This is a genomic window from Blastococcus sp. SYSU DS0541, from assembly GCF_054050875.1.
This window is the reverse complement of sequence record NZ_JBJHAD010000005.1, coordinates 178,363-200,971: the sequence shown is the minus strand read 5'-3', so window position 1 is coordinate 200,971 and position 22,609 is coordinate 178,363. Positions and strand designations below refer to the sequence as shown.

The following is a 22,609-nucleotide window of genomic DNA, read 5'->3' as shown; positions in this document are numbered from 1 at the left end:
GGCCGGTGCCCGGCGGCGCTGCCTAGATTGCGTGGCAGTGGACGGCGGAGGAGAACCGGAGCCCGGGCCCGCCGCACCCCGCCCGTCGCGGCGGTTGATCACCGACCCCGTCTTCGGCCCCTACTGGGCCGGCAAGCTGCTCGCGAACGTCGGCATCTGGATCCAGAACATCGCCAGCGCGGCGCTGGTCTGGCAGCTGACCTCGTCGGCGTTCCTCGTCGGTCTGGTGAGCTTCGCGCAGTTCGTGCCGCAGCTGGTGCTGACACCGCTCAGCGGCGCGATGGCCGACCGGGGCAGCCCACGCCGGCAGATCCTGCTCGGCCGCGCGCTCTGCACCCTCGGCGCGGCGGTCCTCTCCGGCTGGGTGCTGCTGACCCCCGAGATCACCGACGTGCCCGCGTGGGTGGTCATGGTGACCGCGCTGATCGTGGGGCTCGGCTTCTCCGTCGGCGGGCCGGCGATGCAGGCGCTGCTCCCGTCGCTGGTGCGGCCGGGTGAGGTGGCGCGGGCCGTGGCCCTGGACAACCTCACCTTCTCGGTGGGCCGGGCCGTCGGGCCGGCCGTGGGCGGCGTCGTGGCCGCCACCGCCGGCTACGGCGTCGCGTTCGGGCTCGCCGCCGTCGGCCACCTCGTGTTCCTCGTGGCGGTCTTCCGGCTGCGGACGCCGGGGGCCCCCACCGCACCCGGGCCGCGGCTGTCGGTCATCGCGGGGGTGCGGTACCTCCGCACCGACCCGGTGGTGGGCGTGCTGCTGCTCGGGGTCACCGCGGTGGGCGTCGGCGCCGACCCGGCCGTGACGCTGGGGCCCTCGCTGGCCGACGTCCTCGGGGGCGGCCCGGAGCTCGTCGGTGTGCTGGCCTCGGCCTTCGGCGCGGGCGCGTTCCTCGGCTTCTTCGCGCAGGTGGCGCTGATCCGGTGGCTCGACCACGCCCAGATGGCGACGACGGGGCTCGTGCTGCTCGCGGGCTCAGCGGTGGGCGTCGCGGCGAGCTGGAACGTGCCCGCCGCCGTCGTCGCCTTCGTCGTCGGTGGCGTCGGTCTGACGCTGGCCATGAACGGCATCACGACGCTGCTCTACGACCGGGTGCCGCGGGAGTTCATCGGCCGGATCATGGCGCTCTGGCTGATGGGCTTCGTCGGGTCGCGGCCGCTGGCCGCGGCGCTCAACGGCGCGCTGGCCGACCTCCTCTCGGTCGGCGCGGCCCTCGTGGTGACGGCGGTGATGGTTCTGGGTGCGGCCGTGGTGTGCCGCCCCTCCGTGCTCCGGCGCCCTGCGCCCGGGAGCTGACGTCGCGCCGCTCAGCGGGCGGGTGCCCCGCGGGGTGCCTCCCGGGCGAGGAGGAGCGACGTCACGACGAGCCACAGCCCCCCGAACACGAAACCGAGCAGCCCGGAGGGGCCGACGGCGGTCAGGGCGACGAGCAGCGGCACGAGGGTCGCCGCGCTGAACCAGGTGAACCAGCGGGGGAAGGAGCCGGAGCCGAACCCGGCGACCACCACCGCGAGCACCATGACCAGCGACGGCACGGCCGCCAGGCGCGCGCTCTCCCAGCCGGTGGTCAGCAGCGCCTGCGCCGCGGCGCCGTTGCCCAGGTCGGCCGCGGTGGCCAGGCCGATGCCGTCGGCGGCGAAGGAGAGCCACAGCGCGGCGGCGAGGACCGCCCCGGCGGCTCCCACGACCGCCACCCCGTCGGACGCCGCCCTGAGCCGCTGCCACAGCGGCCCGGCGAAGACGGCGGCGAGCACCGCGCCGACCGACAGCAGGGAGGCGCCCGCGCGCAGGGCGCCGGCGTGGTCCTCCAGGCGGGCGGCGAGCACGTCGGGCGCCATCGTCGGGCTGATCCCCGCACCGCCCAGGTCACCCAGCGAGGCGCCCGCGTAGGCGACGACCACGGAGGCCGCACCGGCCAGCGGGACCAGTCGCCGGAGGGCGCGGGCGCGGTGCACGGTGGCGGTCTCCGTCGTCATGCCTGCTCCCCGGTCAGCGCTCCCGCCTGCGTCGGCGGTCGCAGCACTGTGGGGCACGCGCCGCCGCTCCGCAAGGAGTTGGGCGGCGGTGTCGACGTGGGCACCTGCGCGGGGCTCCGGCTCGGTGGGCCGGAGCGGACGTCAGTGCTTCTTGCCGTGGGTCAGGTTGTCCATCTGCGAACTGGTGTCGGCCTTCGCCTTCTTCTCGATCCGCTTCTCCTTGATCGACTTGCCGCTGGCCTTCTTGGTCATCGACTGTCGCGGGGACTTGTCACCCATGGTGCGCGCTCCCTCATCGGGAGCCTGGACGGCTCCGTGCGGCGGACGCTACGCCGCCGACCTCACCGGCGGGGGCGGGCGCGCGCGGCCGGCTCTGCGTGGCGTGGTCCACGGGGTGCACGCCGCCTACCCGGTGATGCTCCGCCAGGGGTCCGGGCACATCGTCAACGTCGCCTCCGTGGCCGGCCTGCTGCCGAACCCCGGGTTCACCCCCTACGCGGCGACGAAGTGGGCGGTGGTCGGGCTGTCGCTGTCCCTGCGTGGCGAGGCCGCCTCGCGTGGCGTGCGGGTCAGCGTGGTGTGCCCCGGCGGGGTGGACACCCCGATGCTGGACAAGGGCATGCCCTCCGACCTGCCCCGTGTGCCGACGGTGGAGGCCGCCGACGTCCGTGCGGTGATCACCGCGCTCAGCGGAGGACGCCTCTACAGCGCCGACGCCCTGGCCGCCGACGTGCTGCGTGGCGTGGACCGCAACCGGGCGGTCATCGTCGCGCCCCGGCAGGCGCGGCTGGCGTGGTGGCTGATGCGCCTCTCGCCCTCGCTGCTGGGCCGCCTCGCCGCCGCGAGGCCCCTCCGCGCCGCGGCCACCGGACCGGCCGGCGTGGACCGCTCCGCCGGCTGACCTGTCACGGATCGACGCCACCGCCGGACCCACCACGTTCGGACGGGGCGCGCGGACGGCGCCGCGCTGCTGGCCGCCGTCCGCGTGCCCGCCGGCGCCGGACCCGGGTCGGGGTCAGGGGGCCGGGATCAGGGTCCGGCCAGGGTGCTCCCGGATGTGGCGGGAGGGCCGGGGCGCGAATGCTCGAGGCATGACAGCAGCGGTCCTCGAGCGCCCCCCGGTCACCCGGGCGGGCATGGGCATCGAGGTCCGACCCGCGCCGGTCGCGGCGTGGCTGCGGAGCGACCGGACGCCGGCGCAGTTCGCCCGGTTCGTCCTCGTCGGTGGCTCGGCCAACGCCGTCTACCTGGGGCTGTTCCTTCTCCTGGCAGGCCTGGGCGAGCAGGCCGCGAACCTCGGGGGCGTCGCCGTCTCCACCGCCGTCGCCAACGAGCTGCACCGCCGGCTCACCTTCCGCGCCACCGACCGCGCCGGCTGGGCGACGGCGCAGTGGGCCGGTGGGGGGCTGGCGCTCGCGGGGCTGGCGGCCACCAGCCTGGCGCTGGCCGCGCTGGACTCGTGGACCGCCTCGGCGGGTCCGCTGGGGGCGGTGGCGGTGGTGTGGACGGTGACCGCGGCCGTGGGGGTCGCCCGGTTCGTGGGACTGCGGTGGGCGGTCGGCGGTGCGGTCGGCCGACCCGGACCGTGATCCAGTGGGTGAGGCCCGCAGGGCCGCCCCCCGAGCACTGGCGGAGCACCTCCGCACCCCCGACCATGGCAGTGCCGCCCGTCGAGGTCGGTGACGCACCGGGAGGTCGGATGGACGCCGCACGACTGCGCGAACTGCAGGCCCCGCTCAAGCAGCGCTACCGGGACGACCCGCCCTCGGCGTGCGCGCAGATGGAGGCGCGCGCCGACTTCGCGGACCCGGGCATCACGTGCACGGTGCAGACGTGGTCGGGACCGGCCCGTGCGGGCCTGCACCCCGCCACCGGTGGTGACGGCTCGGACGCCTGCTCGGGCGACATGCTGCTGCAGGCGCTCCTGGCCTGCGCCGGCGTGACCATGCGCAGCGTGGCGACGGCGATGGGCGTCGACATCCGGTCCGCATCCCTCACGGCGCGCGCCGACATGGACGCCCGCGGCACGCTCGGCGTCTCGAGGGAGGCACCGGTCGGGCTCGGCCCGGTCGCCGTGGACGCCGAGCTGGACACCGACGCCGACGACGCGACGCTGGCGAGGCTCGCCCAGCTCACCGAGCGCTACTGCGTGGTGGCGCAGTCGCTGGCCGCTCCGCCCCGGCTCACGGTGCGCCGCACCGGCTGACCGGTCCGGCGCCGGGTCAGACGGCGGCCGGCTCCTGCGCCGGTCGCCGTCCGCGCTGCACGAGCACCACCGCGGCCACCGCGACGAGGACGCCGACCACCGGCGGGATGAACCAGCCGGCCTCGTTGCTCCACCAGGCGGCCACCGCGGCGACGACGTAGGCGCCCAGGTTGCGCCACTCGAACGCGGGGAGCACCGACGCGCTCGGCATCCCGCCCCGCCAGCGGGCGAGGAAGTCGCCGATGACGACGCCGCCCAGCGGGGGGATGAGGATGCCGAGCCAGACCAGGTACTCGATGAGGTTGTCGTAGATGCCGGTGATCGCCAGGAGCGTGCCCAGGACGACGCCGCCGATGACGAACGGCTTCTTCGACCGGGAGTTGGCGATCTCCGCGCCCGCGACGCCGAAGTTGTAGGCGGTGTTGTCGTTGGTGGTCCACAGGTTGGCGACCAGGAACACCAGCCCCCAGCCGACCAGGCCGAGCTGGTAGAGGACGAGGACGAAGTCGCCCTCGCCGAAGGAGATCGCGCCGATCGCGCCGAAGCCGAGCATGAGCAGCTCGCCGATCAGGAAGGCGACGACGCAGGCCCAGAAGCCGGCCGACGGCGTCCGGGCGAAGCGGGTCCAGTTCGGCGCCTGGGTGCCGCCCGAGGCGAAGGTGCCGACGACGATGGTGACCGCGGCGGCGATCGTCATGGTCGACGAGGGCTCGACGGCGGTCAGGCCGCTCCACCCCCCGACCTCCTCCAGCGACCGCCAGGTCACCCAGCCGGCGAGGATCAGCAGCAGCGGGACGGAGACCACCGAGAGGGCGTACATGCCCTTGTAGCCGTAGTAGGCGGTGACGCCCATGACGGCGCCGCCGGCGATCATGAGCGCGATCTCGACGCCCCGGCCCGACCAGTCCAGCGCGCTCGCCGTGAGCCCGGCCAGGGTCGCGACCGTGACGCCGTACCAGCCGACCTGCGTGCCGCCGAGCAGGAGCGAGGCGAACTTGGCGCCGGTGGTGCCGAGCGAGTAGCGGCACATCATCACCGTGGTGAGCCCGGTGCGGGCGCCGATGCCACCGATGGCGGCGACGTAGACGCCGAGGACGGCGCTGCCGAGCAGGAGCACCCAGATCAGCGTGCCGACCTCGAAGGCGGCCCCGATCTGGGCGCCGGCCAGCATCGTCGGCGTGAAGAAGGTGAAGCCCAGCAGCACGATCGCCAGCGAGAACAGCGACTTGCGGGCGTGCCGGGGGACCGGGTCGATGGGGTAGTCGGGGTCGATCTCGCCGGCCACCGGCGCGACGTCGTCCCGACTGCTCGTGCTGCTGCTCATCTGCCGGCCTCCTGCGTGGTGTCGTCTTCGCCGATGTCCTCGTTCCACAGGCGCGGGTGCGCGGCGATGAACTCCGTCATCAGCTGCACGCACTCGGGGTCGTCGAGGACCAGGACCTCGACGCCGTTCTCGGCCAGCCAGTCGTGCCCGCCGGTGAAGGTGCGGGACTCCCCGACGACGAGCCGGGAGATGCCGAACTGGCGCACCAGCCCGCTGCAGTACCAGCAGGGGGAGAGGGTGGTGACCATCGTCGTGCCGCGGTAGGTCGCCTGGCGGCCGGCGTTGCGGAAGGCGTCGGTCTCGCCGTGCACCGAGGGGTCGTCGTCCTGCACGCGCCGGTTGTGCCCGCGGCCGAGCACCGTGCCGTCCGGCCCGATGAGCGCACCGCCGATCGGGATGCCGCCCTCCGCGAGCCCGGCCCGGGCCTCCTCGATCGCGACCGCCAGCCACCGCCGGGCGGTCTGCTCGTCCAGTGGGACCGTCATGCCTGGTTCACCCCGTTTTTCCGTCGGCGTGGTGCCGAACCTTGGCAGGGACGGTGCCCGCCGTCCATGACCTCCTCGTTCCCGTCAGGTCACGACTGGGCATCGGTCAGCCCCGCGAGCACCTCGCACACCCTCGCCGCGACCGTCGCCGGTCAGGCTCCCGCCGGGATCTGGCGGTGGGCCTCGTCGAGGACGTGATCACCGTGCTCGTCGATGCGGTAGCGCACCCCGGCCTCCGGCGTCGCGGCGATGGCCCGCAGCGCCTCCCCGAGGGCAGCGACGTCCCCGCTGCCGGTGGCCCTGTTGGCGCTGGCTCGCACGGCACCGGGGAGCACGCCTCCGCCCCTGCGTGCATCCCGGTGGAACTGGTCGACCTGCTGCTCGGTCAGGCCGAGCAGCCGGGCCATGTAGGGATGCGCGCAGAAGCAGCCGCTGCGCACACCGATCCCGTGCTCGGCGGACAGCCGGGCAGCCAGCAGGCCGTGCGGGACGCCGTCGAGGTTGAACACGGCGACCGGCAGCCGCTCGCCTGCCGCGGGGCCGTAGCGGCGCAGCCCTGGAACCGTGCGCAGCTCGGCGTCGAGCGCCTCGGTGAGCGCCTGCTCGTGGGCGAGCAGCCCGGGCCAGTCGCTCCCCAGCTCCTGGGCGGCAGCGGCCAGGGCGATGGCGCCGACGACGTTGGGCGTCCCGGCTTCGTCCCGGTCCGGGGCGTCGGCCCAGACGACGTCGTCGAAGGAGACGGCCTTGACCGCGCCGCCGCCGACGAGCAGTGGCTCCCCGGAGCGGAGCACGTGCCGTGGTGCGACGAGCGCTCCCGAGCCGAAGGGTGCGTACATCTTGTGGCCGGACAGGGCGAGGGCGTCCACCCCCAGGGCCGTCATGTCGATGGGCCGGTGCGGCGCCAGCTGGGCGGCGTCCACCACCACGAACACACCCCGTGCCCGCGCGGCCGCCGCGATGGCGGCCAGGTCGGGCAGCCAGCCCGTGACGTTCGAGGCCCCGCTCACTGCGAGGACGCGGGGCGTGGGCCGCTGGTCGAGTGCGGCCACGACCTGGTCCACCGAGAAGGTCCCGCGTGCGTCGACGTCGACGATCCTGAGCCGCGCGTGCCGACGCCACGGCAGGACGTTGGCGTGGTGCTCGATGGCCGTGGTGACCACCACGTCGTCCGGCTGCAGGTCGAGCCGGAAGGCGAGGGCGTTGAGGGCCTCGGTGGTGTTGCGGGTGAAGACCGCGACGTGCGAGCACGGCTCGGCCCCGACGAAGCGCAGCACGCTCTCCCGTGCCTCCTCGTAACGGGCGCTGGTGTACCGGGATTTCGCGCCGGCGCCCCGGTGCACGCTGGAGTACCAGGGCATGAGGTCCTGGACGGCCTGCATGACCTGTACGGACGCCGAGCTGGTCGCGGCGGCGTCCAGATCGACGTAGCGGGAGTGACCCCCGACGGTGGGCACGTGGATGCTGTCACCGATGAGCCGGTTCGGGGTCGTGTAGCGGACCGGGTGCATGGTGGTCGTATCGGCCGCCACGCTGCTTTCTGAAGTGCAGGTCACGGGTGCCCGCCTTGGTGTGGCCCCTTGTGGTGAGGTGGGCGTCACAGGGCTCAAGACTCCCCCTGTCGTCTGACGACTGACCGGGCATGAGTGGAACCCGGGCCTTGGGCGCCCTCGGGCACCGTCGTCGTCGCGGCTTCCGGCTGACGACCCGGGTGTTCTGGGATCTGGCTGTCTGGATGGTCGGCCTCGGCCTGACGGTCGGGCTGATCTTCCCGCCGTTCGCCACGGGGCTCGGCGTGCCCGCCGAGTTCGCGCAACGCCCGTTGTTCCGGGCGGCCTGCCTGGGCGCCGGCTTCCTCGTCGGCGCACTCAGCTACCTGGTGTGCCGGTGCGTGGTCGGTGGTCGACTCGCCGTCCTCAGCAGTCACCTGCGATCGGTGGCCCAGGGGATCTCGGAGGCCAGCCGCACGGGTGACTGGGCCCAGTCGACGTCCCAGCGCATCCAGGTGGACTCCGACGACCAGCTGGGGGAGACCGCCCAGGCGTTCAACAGCCTGCTCGACGCCCTCGAGGCCGGAGAGCACTTCCGCTCACTGGTGCGGAACGCCTCGGACGTCATCACCGTCGTCGATTCCGCGGGGACGATCACGTACCAGACCCCGTCGGTCGGGTGGGTGCTCGGCTATCCGCCGGGGACGCTCATCGGCACCGACATCCAGGACCTGGTGCACCCCGAGGACGCGCCGGCCTTCCGCGATCAGCTCACCTCTGTCGTCCGCGGTGCTCCGACCAGTTCGTACCCGGCGGCCCGGATGCGGCACCGGAACGGCTCCTGGCGCTGGACCGAGACGGTCGTCAACCACCTCCTGGACGATCCGGCCGTGAACGGCGTCGTGCTGACCACGCGCGACGTCAGCGATCGCAGGGAGCTCGAGGAGCGGCTCCGCACGCAGGCCTACTACGACCCGCTCACCGGCCTGCCGAACCGGGCCCTGTTCATGGAGCGGCTGCGCAGGGCGGAGGAGAGCCAGCGCACCACCGGCGCGCCGGTGGCGGTGCTGTTCCTGGACCTGGACAACCTGAAGACGGTCAACGACACGCTGGGTCACGACGGCGGCGACGCACTGCTCGAGGTCGTGGCCCACCGGATCAGCGGGTGCCTGCGTCCCGGGGACACGCTGGCCCGTCTCGCCGGCGACGAGTTCGCCGTCCTCCTCGTCGGTCCGCGGAGCGAGGAGATGGCACCCGGTGTGGCCGGACGCATCCTGGCGGCGCTCCGCGAACCGGTGATCGTCCTCGATCGCGCGATCCGTGCCGGCCTCAGCATCGGCCTCGCCACCACCACCGGCTGCGCCGCCAGCGGTATCGGTCTGCTGAGCGCGGCCGACATCGCCATGTACGTGGCGAAGACCAACGGCAAGGGACGCTGGGAGACCTTCCAGCCGAGCCACCACGCCGCCCAGCTCGACCGCGAGCGCCTGCAGGCCGACCTGTACCAGGCGGTGGAGCGGAACGAACTCGTGCTGCACTACCAACCGATCATCGACCTGGCCAGCCGCCGGGTCAGCGGCTACGAGGCGCTGGTGCGCTGGCAGCACCCGGAGCGAGGGCTGGTGTCGCCGGCGCAGTTCATCGACCTGGCCGAGGAGAGCGGCCTCATCGTGCCGATCGGCCGCTGGATCCTCCGCGAGGCCACCCGCCAGGCCGCCGCCTGGCAGCAGGCCGACGGCGCCGGCCCGCGGATGAGCGTCAACGTCTCCGTGCGCCAGTTCCAGCACCCCGAACTGGTCGACCACGTCACCGAGGCCCTGCGCGGCTCGGGTCTCGACCCCCGGCAGCTCACCCTCGAGATCACCGAGTCCCTGTTCGCCGAGGACACCCACGCCACAACCGAGAAGCTGGAGCAGCTCAAGTCCCTGGGGGCACGGCTGGCTCTCGACGACTTCGGCACGGGCTACTCGTCCCTGAGCTACCTGCGCCGCTTCCCCATCGACATCCTCAAGATCGACAAGTCCTTCGTCGACGGCGTCGCCACGAACGACGAGGACCGGGCCGTCATCGGCGCCATCGTCCAGCTGGGGCGGACCCTGGACCTCGCCCTCGTGGCCGAGGGCATCGAGACGAGCGAGACGCTCGCTGCACTGGAGGCGCTGGGTGTCCACTACGGGCAGGGGTACCACCTCGGTCGCCCCGCCGCCCCGCCGGTGGATCCGCTCGCCCTGCCCAGCGCCGAGCGTCGTCGTCCGAGCAGCCCGGGCACCCCGATGCGCGCCGCACCCGAGCCCCGGGGGGGCGTGGAAGCGCTGACCGGGGAGCAGATCGACGTCCGGGAGGCCCCCTTCCCTGCCTAGCCCCGCACGGGCGGGATCCCGCCGGAGCGCAGCCGGCTCCCCGGTGCTTCCACCTCGAACCGGGCCCGTTCACCCGGCCGGGTGTTCGTGCCCCCGATCGGGCCGTGGTCTGTCCACAGATCGCCTGACGTCACCCCATGGGACCGGTCCGTTTCCCTACAGTCCCCGGCGTTCGACTGCTCGCGGCTCGACGGGGATGGGTGTGCCGACTGCTCTGGACGTCGTGGACGGTGAGGTCCGCGAGCTGATCCGCCGGCGTGGGCTGGACCCGTTCACCGATCCGGGCCCGGTGCGGTTGCTGGTGCGCGACGTCGTCGCCGACTACTCCGAGCGGTCGCTGACCTCGGCGCTGCCGCCGATCGGTGACGTGGAGTCCGTGGTGCGGGACGTGCTGGACCGGGTGGCCGGGTTCGGGCCGCTGCAGCGCTACCTGGACGACCCGGAGGTCGAGGAGATCTGGGTCAACGAGCCCGGCCGGGTGTTCGTCGCCCGCCGGGGGCGCAGCGAGCTGACCACGACGATCCTGGCGCCCGGGGAGCTGGCCGACCTGGTCGAGCGGATGCTGCGCACCTCGGGTCGGCGGATCGACATGTCGACCCCGTTCGTCGACGCGATGATGCCCGACGGCTCCCGGCTGCACGTGGTCATCCCCGACATCACCCGGCGCCACATGGCGGTCAACATCCGCAAGTTCGTCCTGCAGGCGCACTCGCTGGACGAACTGGTCGCGCTGGGCACGTTGACCGCGCAGGCCGCCCGTTTCCTCGAGGCCGCGGTCGCCTCCGGACTGAACATCCTGGTCTCCGGGGGCACCCAGGCCGGCAAGACGACGCTGCTCAACTGCCTGTGCGCCGCCGTGCCGGCCCGGGAGCGGGTGATCACCTGCGAGGAGGTCTTCGAGCTGCGGGTGCCGCTGCCCGACGTCGTCTCCATGCAGACCCGCCAGCCGAACCTCGAGGGTGCCGGGGAGATCCCGCTGCGCCGGCTGGTGAAGGAGGCGCTGCGGATGCGGCCCTCCCGGATCGTGGTGGGTGAGGTGCGGCAGGAGGAGTGCCTGGACCTGCTCATCGCGCTGAACTCCGGGCTTCCGGGCATGTGCACGCTCCATGCCAACAGCGCCCGCGAGGCCGTGGTGAAGATGTGCACGCTGCCGCTGCTGGCCGGGGAGAACATCGGGACGTCGTTCGTCGTCCCGACCGTCGCCGCCAGCGTCGACCTGGTGGTCCACGCGGGCACCGACGCCGATGGCCGACGCCGGGTGCGCGAGATCGTCGCGCTGCCCGGCCGGACCGAGGGCGGGGTCGTCGAGACCGCCGACGTCTTCACCAGCCGCGAGGGGCGCCTGGTGCGGGCCGACGGCTACCCCCCGCACGCCGAGAGGTTCGCCGCCGCCGGGTTCGACCTCGCCGGCCTGCTGGCATGACGCAGTCCGGCGCCCTGCTGGGGCTGCTGCTCGGGGTGGGCCTGCTGCTGATCTGGCGCAGCGGGTCCCGTGCACCCAGGCCGCGCACCGACCCGCGCCGGCCCGGGCGGCGGCAGGAACTGCTGGCCGCCGCGGGGCTCACCGGCATCAACGGCGCCCAGCTGCTCGCCCTGCAGATCGGGCTGGGGGTGCTGGTCACCGTCGTCGTCCTCGTCGCCACCGCGACCGTGACGGTCAGCCTCGTGTTCGGCCTGTTCGGCTTCCTGCTGCCGCAGGTCCAGGTGCGGCGGCTGGCCGGCAAGCGCCGGGCCGACCTGCGCGAGGTCTGGCCGGAGGTCGTCGACAACCTGGCCTCGGCCGAGCGCGCCGGGCTTTCCCTCCCCGAGGCGCTCACCGTGCTCTCCACCCGCGGCCCGGAGGTGCTGCGCCCGCCGTTCGCGCGGTTCGCCGCCGAGTACCGCTCCAGCGGCCGTTTCGGTACCGCGCTGGACCGGCTCAAGGACGACCTCGCCGACCCGGTGGGCGACCGCATCGTGGAGACGCTGCGGGTGGCTCGCGAGGTGGGCGGCACCGACCTCGGCCGCGTCCTGCGCACGCTCTCCACCTTCCTGCGCGAGGACGCCCGCGCCCGCGCCGAGCTCGAGACCCGGCAGGGCTGGGTGGTCTCGGCCGCGCGGCTGGCCGTCGCCGCGCCGTGGGGTGTGCTGCTCCTGCTGGCCACCCAGTCGACGACCCTCGCCGCCTACGACTCCGCCCTCGGCACGGCGGTCCTGCTCGGCGGCGGGGCGGTCTGCCTGGTCGCCTACCGGCTGATGCTGCGGATCGGCCGGCTGCCCGAGGACGTGCGGGTGCTGCGGTGAGCGCCGGCGTTGTCGGGATGCTGCTCGGCCTGCTGGCCGCGAGCGGGCTGGTCCTGGTGCTCACCTACGCGCCGCCGTTCCGCTCGGTGCGGCTGGTCGACCGGCTGGCGCCCTACGTGCACGACACCCCGCCGCCGTCGCGGCTGCTGGGGACCGCCACCGAGCCGGGCATGCTGACGGCGGTGCGCCGGATCGCCGGGCCCTCGATCGCCAACGGCGCACGGCTGATCGACCGCGTGCTGGGCGGGCGGGCCGCGGTGCGCCGCCGGCTGGACGCCCTCGGTGGCGAGCTGACGGTCGAGGACTTCCGCATCGAGCAGGTGGTGTGGGGCGGGCTGGGGCTGCTCGCGGCAGGCGTGGCCGCGACGCTCGGGGCGGTCGCCGCCGGGAGCCTCAACGTGCTCTCGGCAGGGCTGCTCTGCGTCGCCGGCCTGCTCGGCGGGCTTCTGGGGCGGGACTGGTGGCTCACCCAGCAGGTGCACAAGCGCGAGGAGTTGCTGCTCGCCGAGTTCCCGGTGGTCGCCGAACTGCTGGCGCTGGCGGTGACGGCGGGGGAGAGCCCGGCCGCGGCGATCGCGCGGGTCACCCGGCTCTCCGGCGGGGAGCTGGCCCGCGAGCTCGGCGCCGCGCTGGGCCGGGCGCGGGCCGGCGTGCCGCTGACCGACGCGCTGCAGCAGGTCGCCGACCAGACCTCGCTGGACGCCCTGGCCCGGTTCGTCGACGGCCTGCTCGTGGCGATCGAGCGGGGCACGCCGCTGGCCGAGGTGCTGCGCGCCCAGGCCGCCGACGTCCGCGAGGCCGGCAAGCGCCGGCTGCTCGAGGCCGGCGGCCGCAAGGAGATCGCCATGATGGTGCCGGTCGTCTTCCTGGTGTTGCCGGTCACCGTTCTCTTCGCCCTGTTCCCGGGGTTGATCAGCATCGTCTCGCTGTCGCAGTGAGCAGCGGACGAACGACAGGAAGGACGACGATGCGTGCACTCGCGCACCTCGATGCCGCGCTGCAGGCGCTGGCGGCCCGCATGCGGGGCGAGGACCCCGAACGGGGTGACGTGCCCGGCTGGGTCATGGTCACGGTGATGACCGCGGCCCTGGTGGTGGCGATCCTGGGGGTCTTCCAGGACGCCATCGTCACGGCGGTGCAGAACGCGCTGACCTCCGTCACCGGTGCGGGCTAGAACAGGAAGAAGGACCCCGTCCTCCCCACCCCTCGCAAGCTCGCGGCGGGACCCGGGACGGGGCCGCCCGCTGCTCGCGCGCTCGCGGCGGGCCCCTGCTGCGAGGCCGTTCCAGCGCCTCGATGACGAGCGCGGGAGCGCCGTCGTCGACTTCGTCATGGTCTCGGTGCTGATCATGACGTTGCTGTTGGCGGTGCTGCAGGTGGCGGTCTACGTGCACGTGCGCAACGTGGTCACGGCGAGCGCGCAGGAGGGCGCCCGGTACGCGGCCAACGCCGACGTCGACTCCGCGGCGGGGGCCGCCCGGACGGTGGAGATCGTCGCCCGGGCCACGTCGGAGCAGACGGCGCTGGGGTTGGCGTGCACGTCGGGGGAGGAGGCCGAGCCCTCGGGCGCCACGCTGGTCGTGGTGCGTTGTTCGGGGTCGGTGCCCGCGCTGCTGGCGGCGCTGGGCAACCTGCTGCCGCTGGAGGTCACCGGCCGGGCGATGAAGGAGGCGGCGTGAGGTGGCTGCGTGCCCGGCTGGGGCTGATCGACGGCGAGCGCGGGTCGGCGCTGGTGGAGTTCGTGTTCGTCGCGTTGGTGGTGTTCGTGCCGCTGGTCTACGTGGTGGCGGGGTTCTCGGCGGTGCAGCGCGGGGTGTTCGCCTCGCAGGCCGCGGCGCGGGAGGCCGGCCGGGCGATGGGCACCGCCCCGGACGCGGTCACCGGGCAGGATCGGGCGTTGCGGGCCGCGCGGCTGGCGGTGGAGGACCAGTCGGTGGACCTGGCCGACCTGCGGGTGGCCTACGCGCCGGCCGGTGCCGGGTGCGATGCGGCGGGCGGCTACATGCCGACGCTGGCGCCGGGGGAGGAGTTCTCCGTCTGCGTGACCGTGACCGTGCGCATCCCGCTGCTGCCGGAGTTCGTGGACGCCAACACCGCCACCGGCCAGTTCGTCGTGGAGCGCGACCGCTACGTCGATGGCTGACGCCCCGGGCTGGGTCCGGACGCCGCTCAGCGACCTGCCGGCCCCGGCTGAGGCATCACAGGCAGGACTGAAGGCGGTCGAGGGCCCATGCCTCGGCGTCGGACCGGGGCGACCGCCGAGCCAGCTCATGTAGGACGACCTCACGATTGGGCTCGTCACTCCCCTCCACAGCCGCGTACTCCCACACGACGGATGTCAGGAAGTGCAGTCGATCCCATGTCGGGCCATCGACCTCCGGAGCGTCCTGCAAGGCGAAGGTGCGGAGGCGGGGCACTTCACCCGGTGCGGCGCCCGCGACCCGAGCGCTCTCGAAGTCGACGATCCGGATGGCCCCGCGTGGATCGCGCAAGCAATTGGCCAACTTGGCATCGCCGATGACCATGCCGTGACGGTGCAGCGTCGCGATCTGCTGCCACGCGCCCTCGAGGTCGGACCGCGTCAGCTCGCCCTTGAGCTTCAGGGTCAGCAGGTCTTCCCCGGGGATCCGCTCCAGGACGAGGGCCACCCGGTCGCCGTCGTCATAGCTGTCGATGGCGCGGGGTGCGACTCCCTGCACGCCCTGCGCCGCCAGTGCGCAGTAGATGCGGATCTCGTTGCGCAGGAACGAGCGGCCGTCGCTGCCGTCCGGCTGGACGGCACCTCGGGGATACGCCAGCTTGAGGACGACCTCCTCGAAGCTCTCCGAGCTGACGTTGAGGGCGAGGAAGACTCCGGACTTCCCCTGCTGCCGAAGCGCCGTGTGGGTCGGGTACCGGAGGAGGAAGGAACGCATTTTCGCCGACGTCGCCGGCGGTGTGCTCAGCGGAGCGAGCCAGTCCGCGACACCGGGCGGCACTGCGGCGTCGTAGTCGTCGCGCGAATCCGCGCGCTCGACACCGTTCACGACGAGGGCGCCGCCGTCGTAGGAGCCGAATCGGTAGTAGAGGGCCAGACCGGCGTGCAGCGGCCGGCAGTAGGGAACCGCCGGTCCGCGGCCCGGCAAGCCGGAGACCGCGTCGGACAACTCCTCGATGAATCGCCGGTTCTCCCCAGGTAGGTAGCAGACCAGGCACTTGCCGATCTGCGAGTAACCCAAGGCGCCTGCATTCAGGCGGTAGACGTCCCCGACACGGCGGAGGTACTTGAAGTGCACGTGATGGCGGGCAAGTAACGGGACCAGGCGCTCGATGACGACGTTCGCGGCATACGGGGTGAAGGACACGTAGACCTTCCAGCCCTGGCGGGCAGCCGGCGCGGATCCACCGTAGAACCAAGGTCCGCGCTCGGCCACCGCGAGGCCCTCGACGAAATGGTCCGGTCGGGGCAGGGTCGCCCCGCGCGCTGTCGACGCCGCCACGGCGGCACTGAGCTGGACCGACATGACCTCCCCGTTCCGGCGCTCGACGCCTACGGTGGTCCGCCACCCGAAGGCCGCCGCGGACACGCGCCACGCTCACAACCACGATGAGCGCACGTACGCCGCCGGTGCGACCGTGGCGCGTGTCCAGGGACCTGGACGGGTCTCCGCCCTGAACAGGTTCCTGCTCGATCGCCGAAACCGCTCAGACCGTCGTCACCGTCGTCACCGTCACCGTCGTCACGGTCGGTGTCGCTGCGAGCTCCTCGCCTTGCACGACATCGGGGCGCAGCCGCGACAACGCTCCCTCCGACGTCGCGAAGTCGACGAGGATCTTCACCCGATCGTCGTCGGTCTGGGCGTTCTGCAACTGGTCACGGAGTTCCTTCCAGGTGGTGTCGTCCTGGCGGAAGTTCCGTACCACCGCCTCGATGTCCTGCTTGGCCCGTTCCTGACGGACCTCGAGGCTGTTCGTTCCTCCTGTGGGCCTCTCCATGTGTCACTCCTCCTCTGCAACGCCCCGGCTGGGACGGCCATCGGGATGCGTACGTCTTGTCGAGCCTGAGCAGCGGCGACGACCCGCTGGTCGGGTGCCCTCCTAGAGGAAGGGGATGTCCGTCGCGGTCGCCTTCCACTTCGCCCGCTCGACGCTGTCGACCGCCAGGGCCAGCACGCGGCCACGGTCTTCGAAGACGAGCGCTGCATCGCACCAGCGCTGGACGAGCCGGTCGACCCCGCGGTCACCCCCGAGAGCCTCGAACACGTCGGGCTCCGTGGCGGCGAACTCCTTCGCCAGCGACCGACGGGCACGAGCCGTGTCCAGGTACCGGTAGAGCCGGGCCTCGTCGGCATCGAGGACGGTGGTGGTCGCGGCGACGCTCTGCCGGGTGTCCGTTATGACGGCGTGGCCCTCATCGGACCCAGCGATGTCGAGGACGGCTCCTCGCCGGTTGGCGGCGCGCCACTGCTCCACCACCTCCTCGAGCTCCGCGCGGATCTCGCCGGTCGGATCGCCCCCGACGTGCTCGAACTCGTGCAGATACACCAGATCCCGGAGGTCGTCCTCCGCCACGGGGAAAACAGTGCGGTAAAGGGGGTGGGGTCCCCGGTACCGGACCCCGTACTTCTCAGGCTCGTCGAAGTACGGGCTGAAGCGGTGCAACTGGACATCGCCGCATCCGCTGGGAGCCAGGAGGTGGAACAGCAGAGGGATCCGCCCGATCATGCGCTCGTACATCGCCCGGGTTGCGCCCGGGATCCCGGTGAGCAGGTTCCAGCTCGCCCGGATGCCCAGTTCCTGGCTCCACCGCAGGAGTTGGATGTTGTGCGCCGGCCACGTGCCTTTCCGGATCAGGCGCAGGAGGTCGTGGTCGAGGCTCTCGATCCCCGGCTGGATCCAACGGATCCCTGCGGCGGCCAGCCGTTCGGCGTCGGCGCGGGACATGTCCGCCTTGACCTCGTAGAAGAGCGTCCAGCGTTCCTCGCGGCTCGCCAGCTCCGGCAACAGGCTCTCGTGGAACTCCTTCGGCAGGATGAGGTCGACCGCGAAGAACCGGGACAGCCCGTGCTCGCGGTAGAGGTGATCCAGTTCGGCCAGGACGTCCGCCGGCTTCCAGTCGCGGAACCGCATGATCTCGTGCAGTCCGCAGAAGGCGCACTGCACCTTCTGCCCCCACCAGCAGCCGCGACTGCCTTCGAACGGCACCCACACCTGGAGCCGGTCGGTGAGGCCGAGACGGGCGATCCGCTGAAAGTACGGCTGGTAGTCGATGTGCGGGCGGTCGTGACGGTTGCGGTAGAGCTCGACGCCGACCGAAGGGCTCGAACCGGTGGGCGTGGTGGTCCGCGCGCTGACCCCGGCCAAACCGTCGAGAGGCTGTCCGGCCTGCACCCTGCGGACCAGATCCGGGAGCACGGACTCACCCTCCACGTGCACGACCGCGTCGACGTAGGGGCTGACCCGGAGGATCGCACGGCCCATGATCCCGGCGCAGCCGGCGCCGCCGAAGACGATCGTCACCTGCGGGTGGCGCCGTTTGATCAAGCGCGCGAGTGCGAGCGAGGATGCGACCTGGGAAATGGTCAGGGAGAAGCCCACGACCGCGTACGAACCCCAGTCGACGGAGTCGATCGCGTCGAGCAGGAATTGGTGGGTGACCGGGCCGAGGACATCGAGTACTTCCTCCTCCACGGTGCCGGTGAAGTATCCCGAGCGCGGGTGCTCATCCCAGAAGCCGAGCAGGTAGTCACCCTTTTCCGGCCCGAAGTAGTGTCGCGCGAACAGCCATTCGGCCGTGAATGGCAGCGTGTTTGCGATGAGTTTGTAGAGTTCCACGCCGATGACTGCGGCGTAGTCCACGAAGAGTTCATGCCGGTCGCAGGAGATGTCCGCGCCGCGAAGGCTCGCGGCGAGCGTGCCCAGCTGGATGGAGGGCATGGCCGGTGCCATCCACGGCATGCTGACCAGGGCGACGGAGACCTCGTCGCCGGACCGACCCGCCGCGTGCACGGCGCGCTGCACGTGCTCGTCGATCACGGCCGACTCGTCGCTCGGCACAGGGGGTGCCAGTTCGGCCCGAAGTCGATCGTCCAGCTCGCGCAGATATGCCCGGGCCAGCCTGTGCTGCAGACGCGTCAACTCGTCGTCCGGCATCCGCATTGCGTACGACCGCACTTGTGCGGTCAAGTCGCTCACGTCCCCGGCGTGCGGTAGCTCCCGCGTCAATGGGTCCAGTCGTCTGCGGCGCGCGATGTCGCTGACGATGGCAAAGAGGCTGTACTGCAGCCGTAACGATTCCGTGGTGGTAGGCATGCGGCAGTCCCCATTCGAGACTCGCGCTCGATACCGTCAATGCCTCGGCTCCGGGTCGAGGAGTCTTCACGTTCCCAGTGGGGAAAAAGGTCGTCAAGCGTATCTTCGCTGCATTTCGGACGGTTACGGCGTGTCGGGGCTGTACTGACTCCCCGCGGTCCACCGTGCACCGTGTGTTGCCGCGGTCGACGCTCCCGGAAGCGGGGCTCGGTCTGCGTGACCGTGACCGTGCGCATCCCGCTGCTGCCGGAGTTCGTGGACGCCAACACAGCCACCGGCCAGTTCGTCGTGGAGCGCGATCGCTACGTCGACGGCTGACCCGAGCCGTCTCCGGCGTCAGCGACGGCGACGCCGGGTGCCGAACAGCCCGCGGGTGAGCTCCCGGCCGAGCGCCGACGCCGCCGACCGGGCGAACGAGCGGAAGACCGGTGACTCGAGCACCCGGCTCAGGCCGCCTTCCTCCGGCTGGGGCTCCGGGGAGGCGCGCCGGCGAGGCGTCGGTGGCTCGGAGGCTTCTGGCGGCGCACCGGTCTCAGGGGGAGAGAGCCGGGCCGCCAGCCGTTCGTACGCGGAGTCGCGGTCGACCGGCTGCCCGTACTTCTGCTGAAGCGGCGATCCCGCCACCGCCTGCGCCATCGCGGCCGGCTCGATCGGCGCCATGAGCGAGCGCGGTGCCCGCAGCATCGTCCACGCGACCGGGGTGGGCGTGCCCCGGTCGGACAGCACGGTCACCGCCGCTTCGCCGATGCCCAGCCCGGTGAGCAGCTCCTCGAGGTCGTAGTCCTTCGTCCGCGGGAAGGTGGAGACCGTCTTCCGCAGCGCCGTCGCGTCCTCGGGGGTGAAGGTCCGCAGCGCGTGCTGCACCCGGTTGCCGAGCTGACCGAGGACGGCGCTGGGTACGTCGGTCGGGTTCTGCGTGACGAAGAAGATCCCGACGCCCTTCGAGCGGATCAGCCGCACGGTCTGGGTCACCGACTCCAGGAACGCCTTGCTCGCGTTGCTGAACAGCAGGTGCGCCTCGTCGAAGAAGAACACCAGCTTGGGCTTGTCGAGGTCGCCGACCTCGGGCAGCTCCTCGAACAGCTCGGCGAGCAGCCACATGAGGAAGGTCGAGAACAGCGCCGGCCGGTCCTGGACGGCGGCCAGCTCGACCGCGGTGATGACGCCGCGGCCGTCGTCGGTGGTGCGCAGGACGTCGGTGGGCTCGAACTCGGGCTCGCCGAAGAAGACGTCGCCGCCGAGCTCGGCCAGCGCGATGAGCTTGCGCAGGATGACCCCCGCGGTGGCGGTGGAGAGCCCGCCGAGGTTCTTCAGCTCGGGCTTGCCCTCGTCGGACAGCAGCCACTGGACGACCGCACGGAGGTCCTGGTGGTCGAGCAGCGGCAGCCCGGCGGCGTCGGCGTAGTGGTAGATCAGCCCGAGCGAGCTCTCCTGGGTGGCGTTCAGGTCGAGGACCTTCGACAGCAGCAGGGGGCCGAAGTCGGTGAGGGTGCAGCGCACCGGAACCCCCGTGCCGAGCCCGCCGAGCGCGAGGAACTCCACCGGGTAGGCCGTGGGCTGCCAGTCGTCGTCGGTGTGCGCCGCCCGCTGCGTGATGCGGTCACCGGAGACGCCCGGTCGGGCGAGCCCGCTGAGGTCACCCTTGACGTCGGCGAGCACGACCGGCACCCCGGCGGCCGAGAGCTGCTCGGCGATCAGCTGCAGCGTCTTGGTCTTGCCGGTGCCCGTCGCGCCCGCGATGAGGCCGTGCCGGTTGAGCATCGCCAGCGGTACGCGCACGGCGGCTCCCGGGTGCGGAACCCCGTCGTGGACCACCGAGCCCAGCTCCACCGCCGGCCCCGTGGTGGCGAAGCCGGACGCGATCCGGCCGGCCGGGTCGTCGGAGGTCGCGGCGCCGGCTGCGGCGTTCTGGTCACTCACACCGCGGACCGTATCCGCAGGTGCTGCCGAGCGCGGGCGGAGAGCCGCTCCTTCGGCGGAGGCGGGATCAGACGGCGCGCCCGATCGCCCAGGCGACCCCGACGCCCACGGTCGCGGCCGCCGCCCGCGACCGCCCGCCCCGCGGACGCGCCCACCGGGCGAGCAGGACGGCGCCGCCCAGGGCCAGGGGAGCGGACAGCACCCCGGCCAGCCGGCCGACCAGGCCGAACCAGTACGGCGACGCACCACCGGGGTCGGGTCCGCGGCGACCGTCCACCAGGAAGTCGGACACGTGCGGCAGGACGTCGGGCTGGAGCGCGGCACCGTGGTTGCCCCGGTAGGCGCCCGGTTGCTCGACCACGCGCGCCGGGCGGTCGTCGAAGCCGTCGACCCCGGCCGTCCCGACGTCGCGCATGCCCAGGCCGCGGAGGGCGGCGCACAGCCAGCCGACCGGCGTGTCGTGGGTCGCGCGGTCGTTGAGGACGAGGTCGGTCACCTGGCCGCGAGCGACGACCTCCGTCCACGGGTACTCCCGCGGCAGCACGGAACCTGCCAGGTAGATGCGGTCGAAGTAGAGCGCGGGCACCGCCTCGAGGGCGCGACCGAGCAGGTAGGTGCCGTTGCTGTGCCCGGCGAAGTGGCGGAGGCTGCCGTGGTGGACGACGTGCACCTGGCCGTACCACTCGAGGAAGCGGCGCAGGTTCCGCGACCGGGTGAAGGGCAGCGCGAAGTCGATAGCGCTGAAGTAGCCGTAGCTGGGCGCCCACACGACCGGGGGGCTGCTGCCCGGTTCTCCCGCCGGCCGGGAGAGCCGGCTGGTCAGCTCGCCGACCCAGGTCGCGTACCTGCTGGTCCGGATCCCGTGCAGCACGACGTACACGGGAGCGTCCGACGTGCCCTCGGCGCGCAGCAGCTCGGTGTCCAGGTCCCCGAGCAGCGCGTGGCGCAGGATGCCGTACCGCTCGGGGTCTCCGGTGACGTCCACCAGGCTGCTGTGGTCGGCGCCCGGGACGTCGATCCGCATCGCACCCGCCATGTACTCGATGTCGAGGCTGTCCTCCCGGGTGACGAGGTCGTCGCGGTCGCCGAGCACCTGCACCACGAGCACCGCCGGCGGTGCCGGGGTGCGGAAGGCGTTCACCCAGCGCAGCCGCAGCTCGGTGAGGTAGGGCGACCCCGACTGCAGGTCCTCGGCGGTCAGCCGGCCGACTGCGGCGGCCAGCGCGTACGGCCCCCGCATCACCAGCGGCAGCCGGCTGGTCCGGAAGCCGGCGTTCGGCGCGGCCAGGAGCACCATGCGCGCCACCTTCGACGTCCAGGGCTGGGCGGCCGATCCGCCTCCGGCGACCCCGGCGTCGAGCAGGAACGCGTGCCGGACCAGCAGACCGCCGAGGCTGTGGCCGACCAGCAGGATCCGGTCGACCGGCCGGCCGACACCGTTGTCGCCGGCCCAGGTGCGCACCTGCACGGCGAGCCGGTGCGCGGCGTCCTCCATCCGCTGGGAGCTCAGCGGCGTCAGCCCGTGCGGCCAGACGCGCACCTGCCACCCGGGACCGAGGTCCGCGCCCACCTGCCGGAGGAGTTCCGCCGACCGGCTGGCCGCGCCGAGCCCGGGGACGTAGACCAGCAGCCCGGTGGCGCCGTCGCTGCCGGGCGGGATGGTGTCGGTGCTCATGACGATTCCTCCTGCTGGTCGACGACGGGTGCGTGGCCGAGCTGGACCTCCGAGAACGCGCCGGTGAGGGAGAGGCGGGTGAGGAGGTAGGCATCGAGGAAGCCGACGACGGCGAAGAACAGCAGGGTGCTGCCGATCACGTGCTCGGCGTCGCTCAGCCCGAACGCGCCCGCGACGGCGTCGACGAGCCGGCCGAAGGCGCCCGGGGCCGGGGCTGTCTGGATCAGGCCCACGCTCACCCTCCCCGCCGCCCGGGCGCGGTATCGGGACGGGGCGCCGCCGAGGGGAGCGGCGGCCGGGTGCCGGGACCGTCCGGGCCGAGGCGCAGAAGGTACGGGGCCTGAGACCTACGCGCGTGGCGCTCGGGGTCGGCCGCTGCCACGTGACCCCACTCCTCCGCGCGGCGGTACCCGCTGCGCACGTCACCTCCGTCCGGGGTGACCGGAGCACGAGCCCGGTCCTCTCAGGAGGGCCGCCGCCCTGTGCCGGATCCCCGGCCCTGGCGACGAGCAGCCGGTACCGCTGACGTAGGTCGCCTGCTCGGGAGTCGCGAAGCCGTCGGAGATGGTCTGCGCGTTCTGCCAAGTCGGTCGACACCCGGTAGACGACG

The 22,609-nt window shown here is 72.8% G+C and carries 22 protein-coding genes; 11 read left to right on the top strand and 11 right to left on the bottom strand.

The features are described 5' to 3' along the window. The first annotated feature begins 94 nt into the window (after positions 1-94). Positions 95-1,288 (top strand): MFS transporter, encoded by a 1,194-nt coding sequence (locus ACI794_RS08215; protein ID WP_456601516.1) that lies wholly within the window; start codon positions 95-97, stop codon positions 1,286-1,288. Positions 1,289-1,299: 11 nt separating this feature from the next. On the opposite strand, the gene ACI794_RS08210 is transcribed toward ACI794_RS08215, so the two are convergent. Both ACI794_RS08210 and ACI794_RS08205 read right to left on the bottom strand, forming a co-directional pair. Beyond that, on the bottom strand, positions 1,300-1,968 hold the full coding sequence (locus tag ACI794_RS08210; protein ID WP_456616105.1) for a hypothetical protein: 669 nt from the start codon (positions 1,966-1,968) through the stop codon (positions 1,300-1,302). Positions 1,969-2,109: 141 nt separating this feature from the next. After that, positions 2,110-2,247, bottom strand: a complete 138-nt coding sequence (locus ACI794_RS08205; protein WP_456616104.1) for a hypothetical protein — start codon at positions 2,245-2,247, stop codon at positions 2,110-2,112. Positions 2,248-2,362: 115 nt separating this feature from the next. Between ACI794_RS08205 and ACI794_RS08200 the strand changes: the two genes are divergently transcribed. From ACI794_RS08200 to ACI794_RS08190, 3 genes are all read left to right on the top strand, one after another. Then, on the top strand, positions 2,363-2,869 hold the full coding sequence (locus ACI794_RS08200) for an SDR family NAD(P)-dependent oxidoreductase (RefSeq protein ID WP_456616103.1): 507 nt from the start codon (positions 2,363-2,365) through the stop codon (positions 2,867-2,869). A gap of 190 nt (positions 2,870-3,059) precedes the next feature. Then, on the top strand, positions 3,060-3,557 hold the full coding sequence (locus ACI794_RS08195) for a GtrA family protein (RefSeq protein ID WP_456616102.1): 498 nt from the start codon (positions 3,060-3,062) through the stop codon (positions 3,555-3,557). A 110-nt stretch (positions 3,558-3,667) separates the two neighbouring features. Then, on the top strand, positions 3,668-4,174 hold the full coding sequence (locus tag ACI794_RS08190; protein ID WP_456601512.1) for an OsmC family protein: 507 nt from the start codon (positions 3,668-3,670) through the stop codon (positions 4,172-4,174). A 16-nt stretch (positions 4,175-4,190) separates the two neighbouring features. On the opposite strand, the gene codB is transcribed toward ACI794_RS08190, so the two are convergent. The 3 genes from codB to ACI794_RS08175 all read right to left on the bottom strand — a co-directional run bounded on the left by codB (position 4,191) and on the right by ACI794_RS08175 (position 7,512). Next, positions 4,191-5,498, bottom strand: a complete 1,308-nt coding sequence (codB, locus tag ACI794_RS08185; protein WP_456616101.1) for a cytosine permease — start codon at positions 5,496-5,498, stop codon at positions 4,191-4,193. Continuing rightward, a complete protein-coding gene (locus ACI794_RS08180; protein WP_456580737.1) occupies positions 5,495-5,983 on the bottom strand; it encodes a nucleoside deaminase in 489 nt (162 codons plus the stop codon). Before ACI794_RS08180 ends, codB begins: the two co-directional genes overlap by 4 nt. A gap of 152 nt (positions 5,984-6,135) precedes the next feature. After that, positions 6,136-7,512, bottom strand: coding sequence for an aminotransferase class V-fold PLP-dependent enzyme (locus ACI794_RS08175; protein WP_456616100.1), 1,377 nt, complete (start codon positions 7,510-7,512; stop codon positions 6,136-6,138). 110 nt (positions 7,513-7,622) lie between these two features. On the opposite strand from ACI794_RS08175, the gene ACI794_RS08170 reads away from it, so the two are divergent. The 7 genes from ACI794_RS08170 to ACI794_RS08140 all read left to right on the top strand — a co-directional run bounded on the left by ACI794_RS08170 (position 7,623) and on the right by ACI794_RS08140 (position 14,256). Further along, positions 7,623-9,830, top strand: a complete 2,208-nt coding sequence (locus ACI794_RS08170) for a putative bifunctional diguanylate cyclase/phosphodiesterase (RefSeq protein WP_456601509.1) — start codon at positions 7,623-7,625, stop codon at positions 9,828-9,830. Between the two features lie 202 nt (positions 9,831-10,032). Further along, positions 10,033-11,253 (top strand): CpaF family protein, encoded by a 1,221-nt coding sequence (locus ACI794_RS08165; RefSeq protein WP_456616099.1) that lies wholly within the window; start codon positions 10,033-10,035, stop codon positions 11,251-11,253. Further along, a complete protein-coding gene (locus tag ACI794_RS08160; protein ID WP_456616098.1) occupies positions 11,250-12,113 on the top strand; it encodes a type II secretion system F family protein in 864 nt (287 codons plus the stop codon). The genes ACI794_RS08165 and ACI794_RS08160 overlap by 4 nt, the downstream gene beginning before the upstream one ends. Then, complete coding sequence (locus tag ACI794_RS08155) at positions 12,110-13,051, top strand: type II secretion system F family protein (protein ID WP_456601492.1); 942 nt, start codon at positions 12,110-12,112, stop codon at positions 13,049-13,051. Before ACI794_RS08160 ends, ACI794_RS08155 begins: the two co-directional genes overlap by 4 nt. 29 nt (positions 13,052-13,080) lie before the next feature. Continuing rightward, entirely contained in the window at positions 13,081-13,287 is a 207-nt protein-coding gene (locus ACI794_RS08150; RefSeq protein ID WP_456580731.1) for a hypothetical protein, read from the top strand. A 70-nt stretch (positions 13,288-13,357) separates the two neighbouring features. Beyond that, positions 13,358-13,792 carry a TadE family protein gene (locus ACI794_RS08145; RefSeq protein ID WP_456616131.1) on the top strand — a complete coding sequence of 145 codons (435 nt, stop codon included), beginning with the start codon at positions 13,358-13,360 and terminating at the stop codon, positions 13,790-13,792. Continuing rightward, positions 13,789-14,256, top strand: a complete 468-nt coding sequence (locus tag ACI794_RS08140) for a hypothetical protein (protein ID WP_456616097.1) — start codon at positions 13,789-13,791, stop codon at positions 14,254-14,256. The genes ACI794_RS08145 and ACI794_RS08140 overlap by 4 nt, the downstream gene beginning before the upstream one ends. A gap of 55 nt (positions 14,257-14,311) precedes the next feature. Here the strand turns inward: ACI794_RS08140 and ACI794_RS08135 are convergent, their stop codons facing one another. The 6 genes from ACI794_RS08135 to ACI794_RS08110 all read right to left on the bottom strand — a co-directional run bounded on the left by ACI794_RS08135 (position 14,312) and on the right by ACI794_RS08110 (position 22,232). Continuing rightward, complete coding sequence (locus ACI794_RS08135) at positions 14,312-15,616, bottom strand: class III lanthionine synthetase LanKC N-terminal domain-containing protein (protein WP_456616096.1); 1,305 nt, start codon at positions 15,614-15,616, stop codon at positions 14,312-14,314. A gap of 181 nt (positions 15,617-15,797) precedes the next feature. Then, entirely contained in the window at positions 15,798-16,088 is a 291-nt protein-coding gene (locus tag ACI794_RS08130; RefSeq protein ID WP_456616095.1) for a hypothetical protein, read from the bottom strand. A 102-nt stretch (positions 16,089-16,190) separates the two neighbouring features. After that, on the bottom strand, positions 16,191-18,404 hold the full coding sequence (locus ACI794_RS08125) for a RiPP maturation radical SAM C-methyltransferase (RefSeq protein WP_456616094.1): 2,214 nt from the start codon (positions 18,402-18,404) through the stop codon (positions 16,191-16,193). A gap of 336 nt (positions 18,405-18,740) precedes the next feature. Further along, on the bottom strand, positions 18,741-20,324 hold the full coding sequence (locus tag ACI794_RS08120; RefSeq protein WP_456616093.1) for a helicase HerA-like domain-containing protein: 1,584 nt from the start codon (positions 20,322-20,324) through the stop codon (positions 18,741-18,743). Positions 20,325-20,391: 67 nt separating this feature from the next. Then, positions 20,392-21,999, bottom strand: coding sequence for an esterase/lipase family protein (locus ACI794_RS08115; RefSeq protein WP_456616092.1), 1,608 nt, complete (start codon positions 21,997-21,999; stop codon positions 20,392-20,394). After that, positions 21,996-22,232: a hypothetical protein gene (locus tag ACI794_RS08110; RefSeq protein ID WP_456616091.1), complete on the bottom strand. Its 237-nt coding sequence runs from the start codon at positions 22,230-22,232 to the stop codon at positions 21,996-21,998. The genes ACI794_RS08115 and ACI794_RS08110 overlap by 4 nt, the downstream gene beginning before the upstream one ends. Positions 22,233-22,609 lie beyond the last annotated feature (377 nt).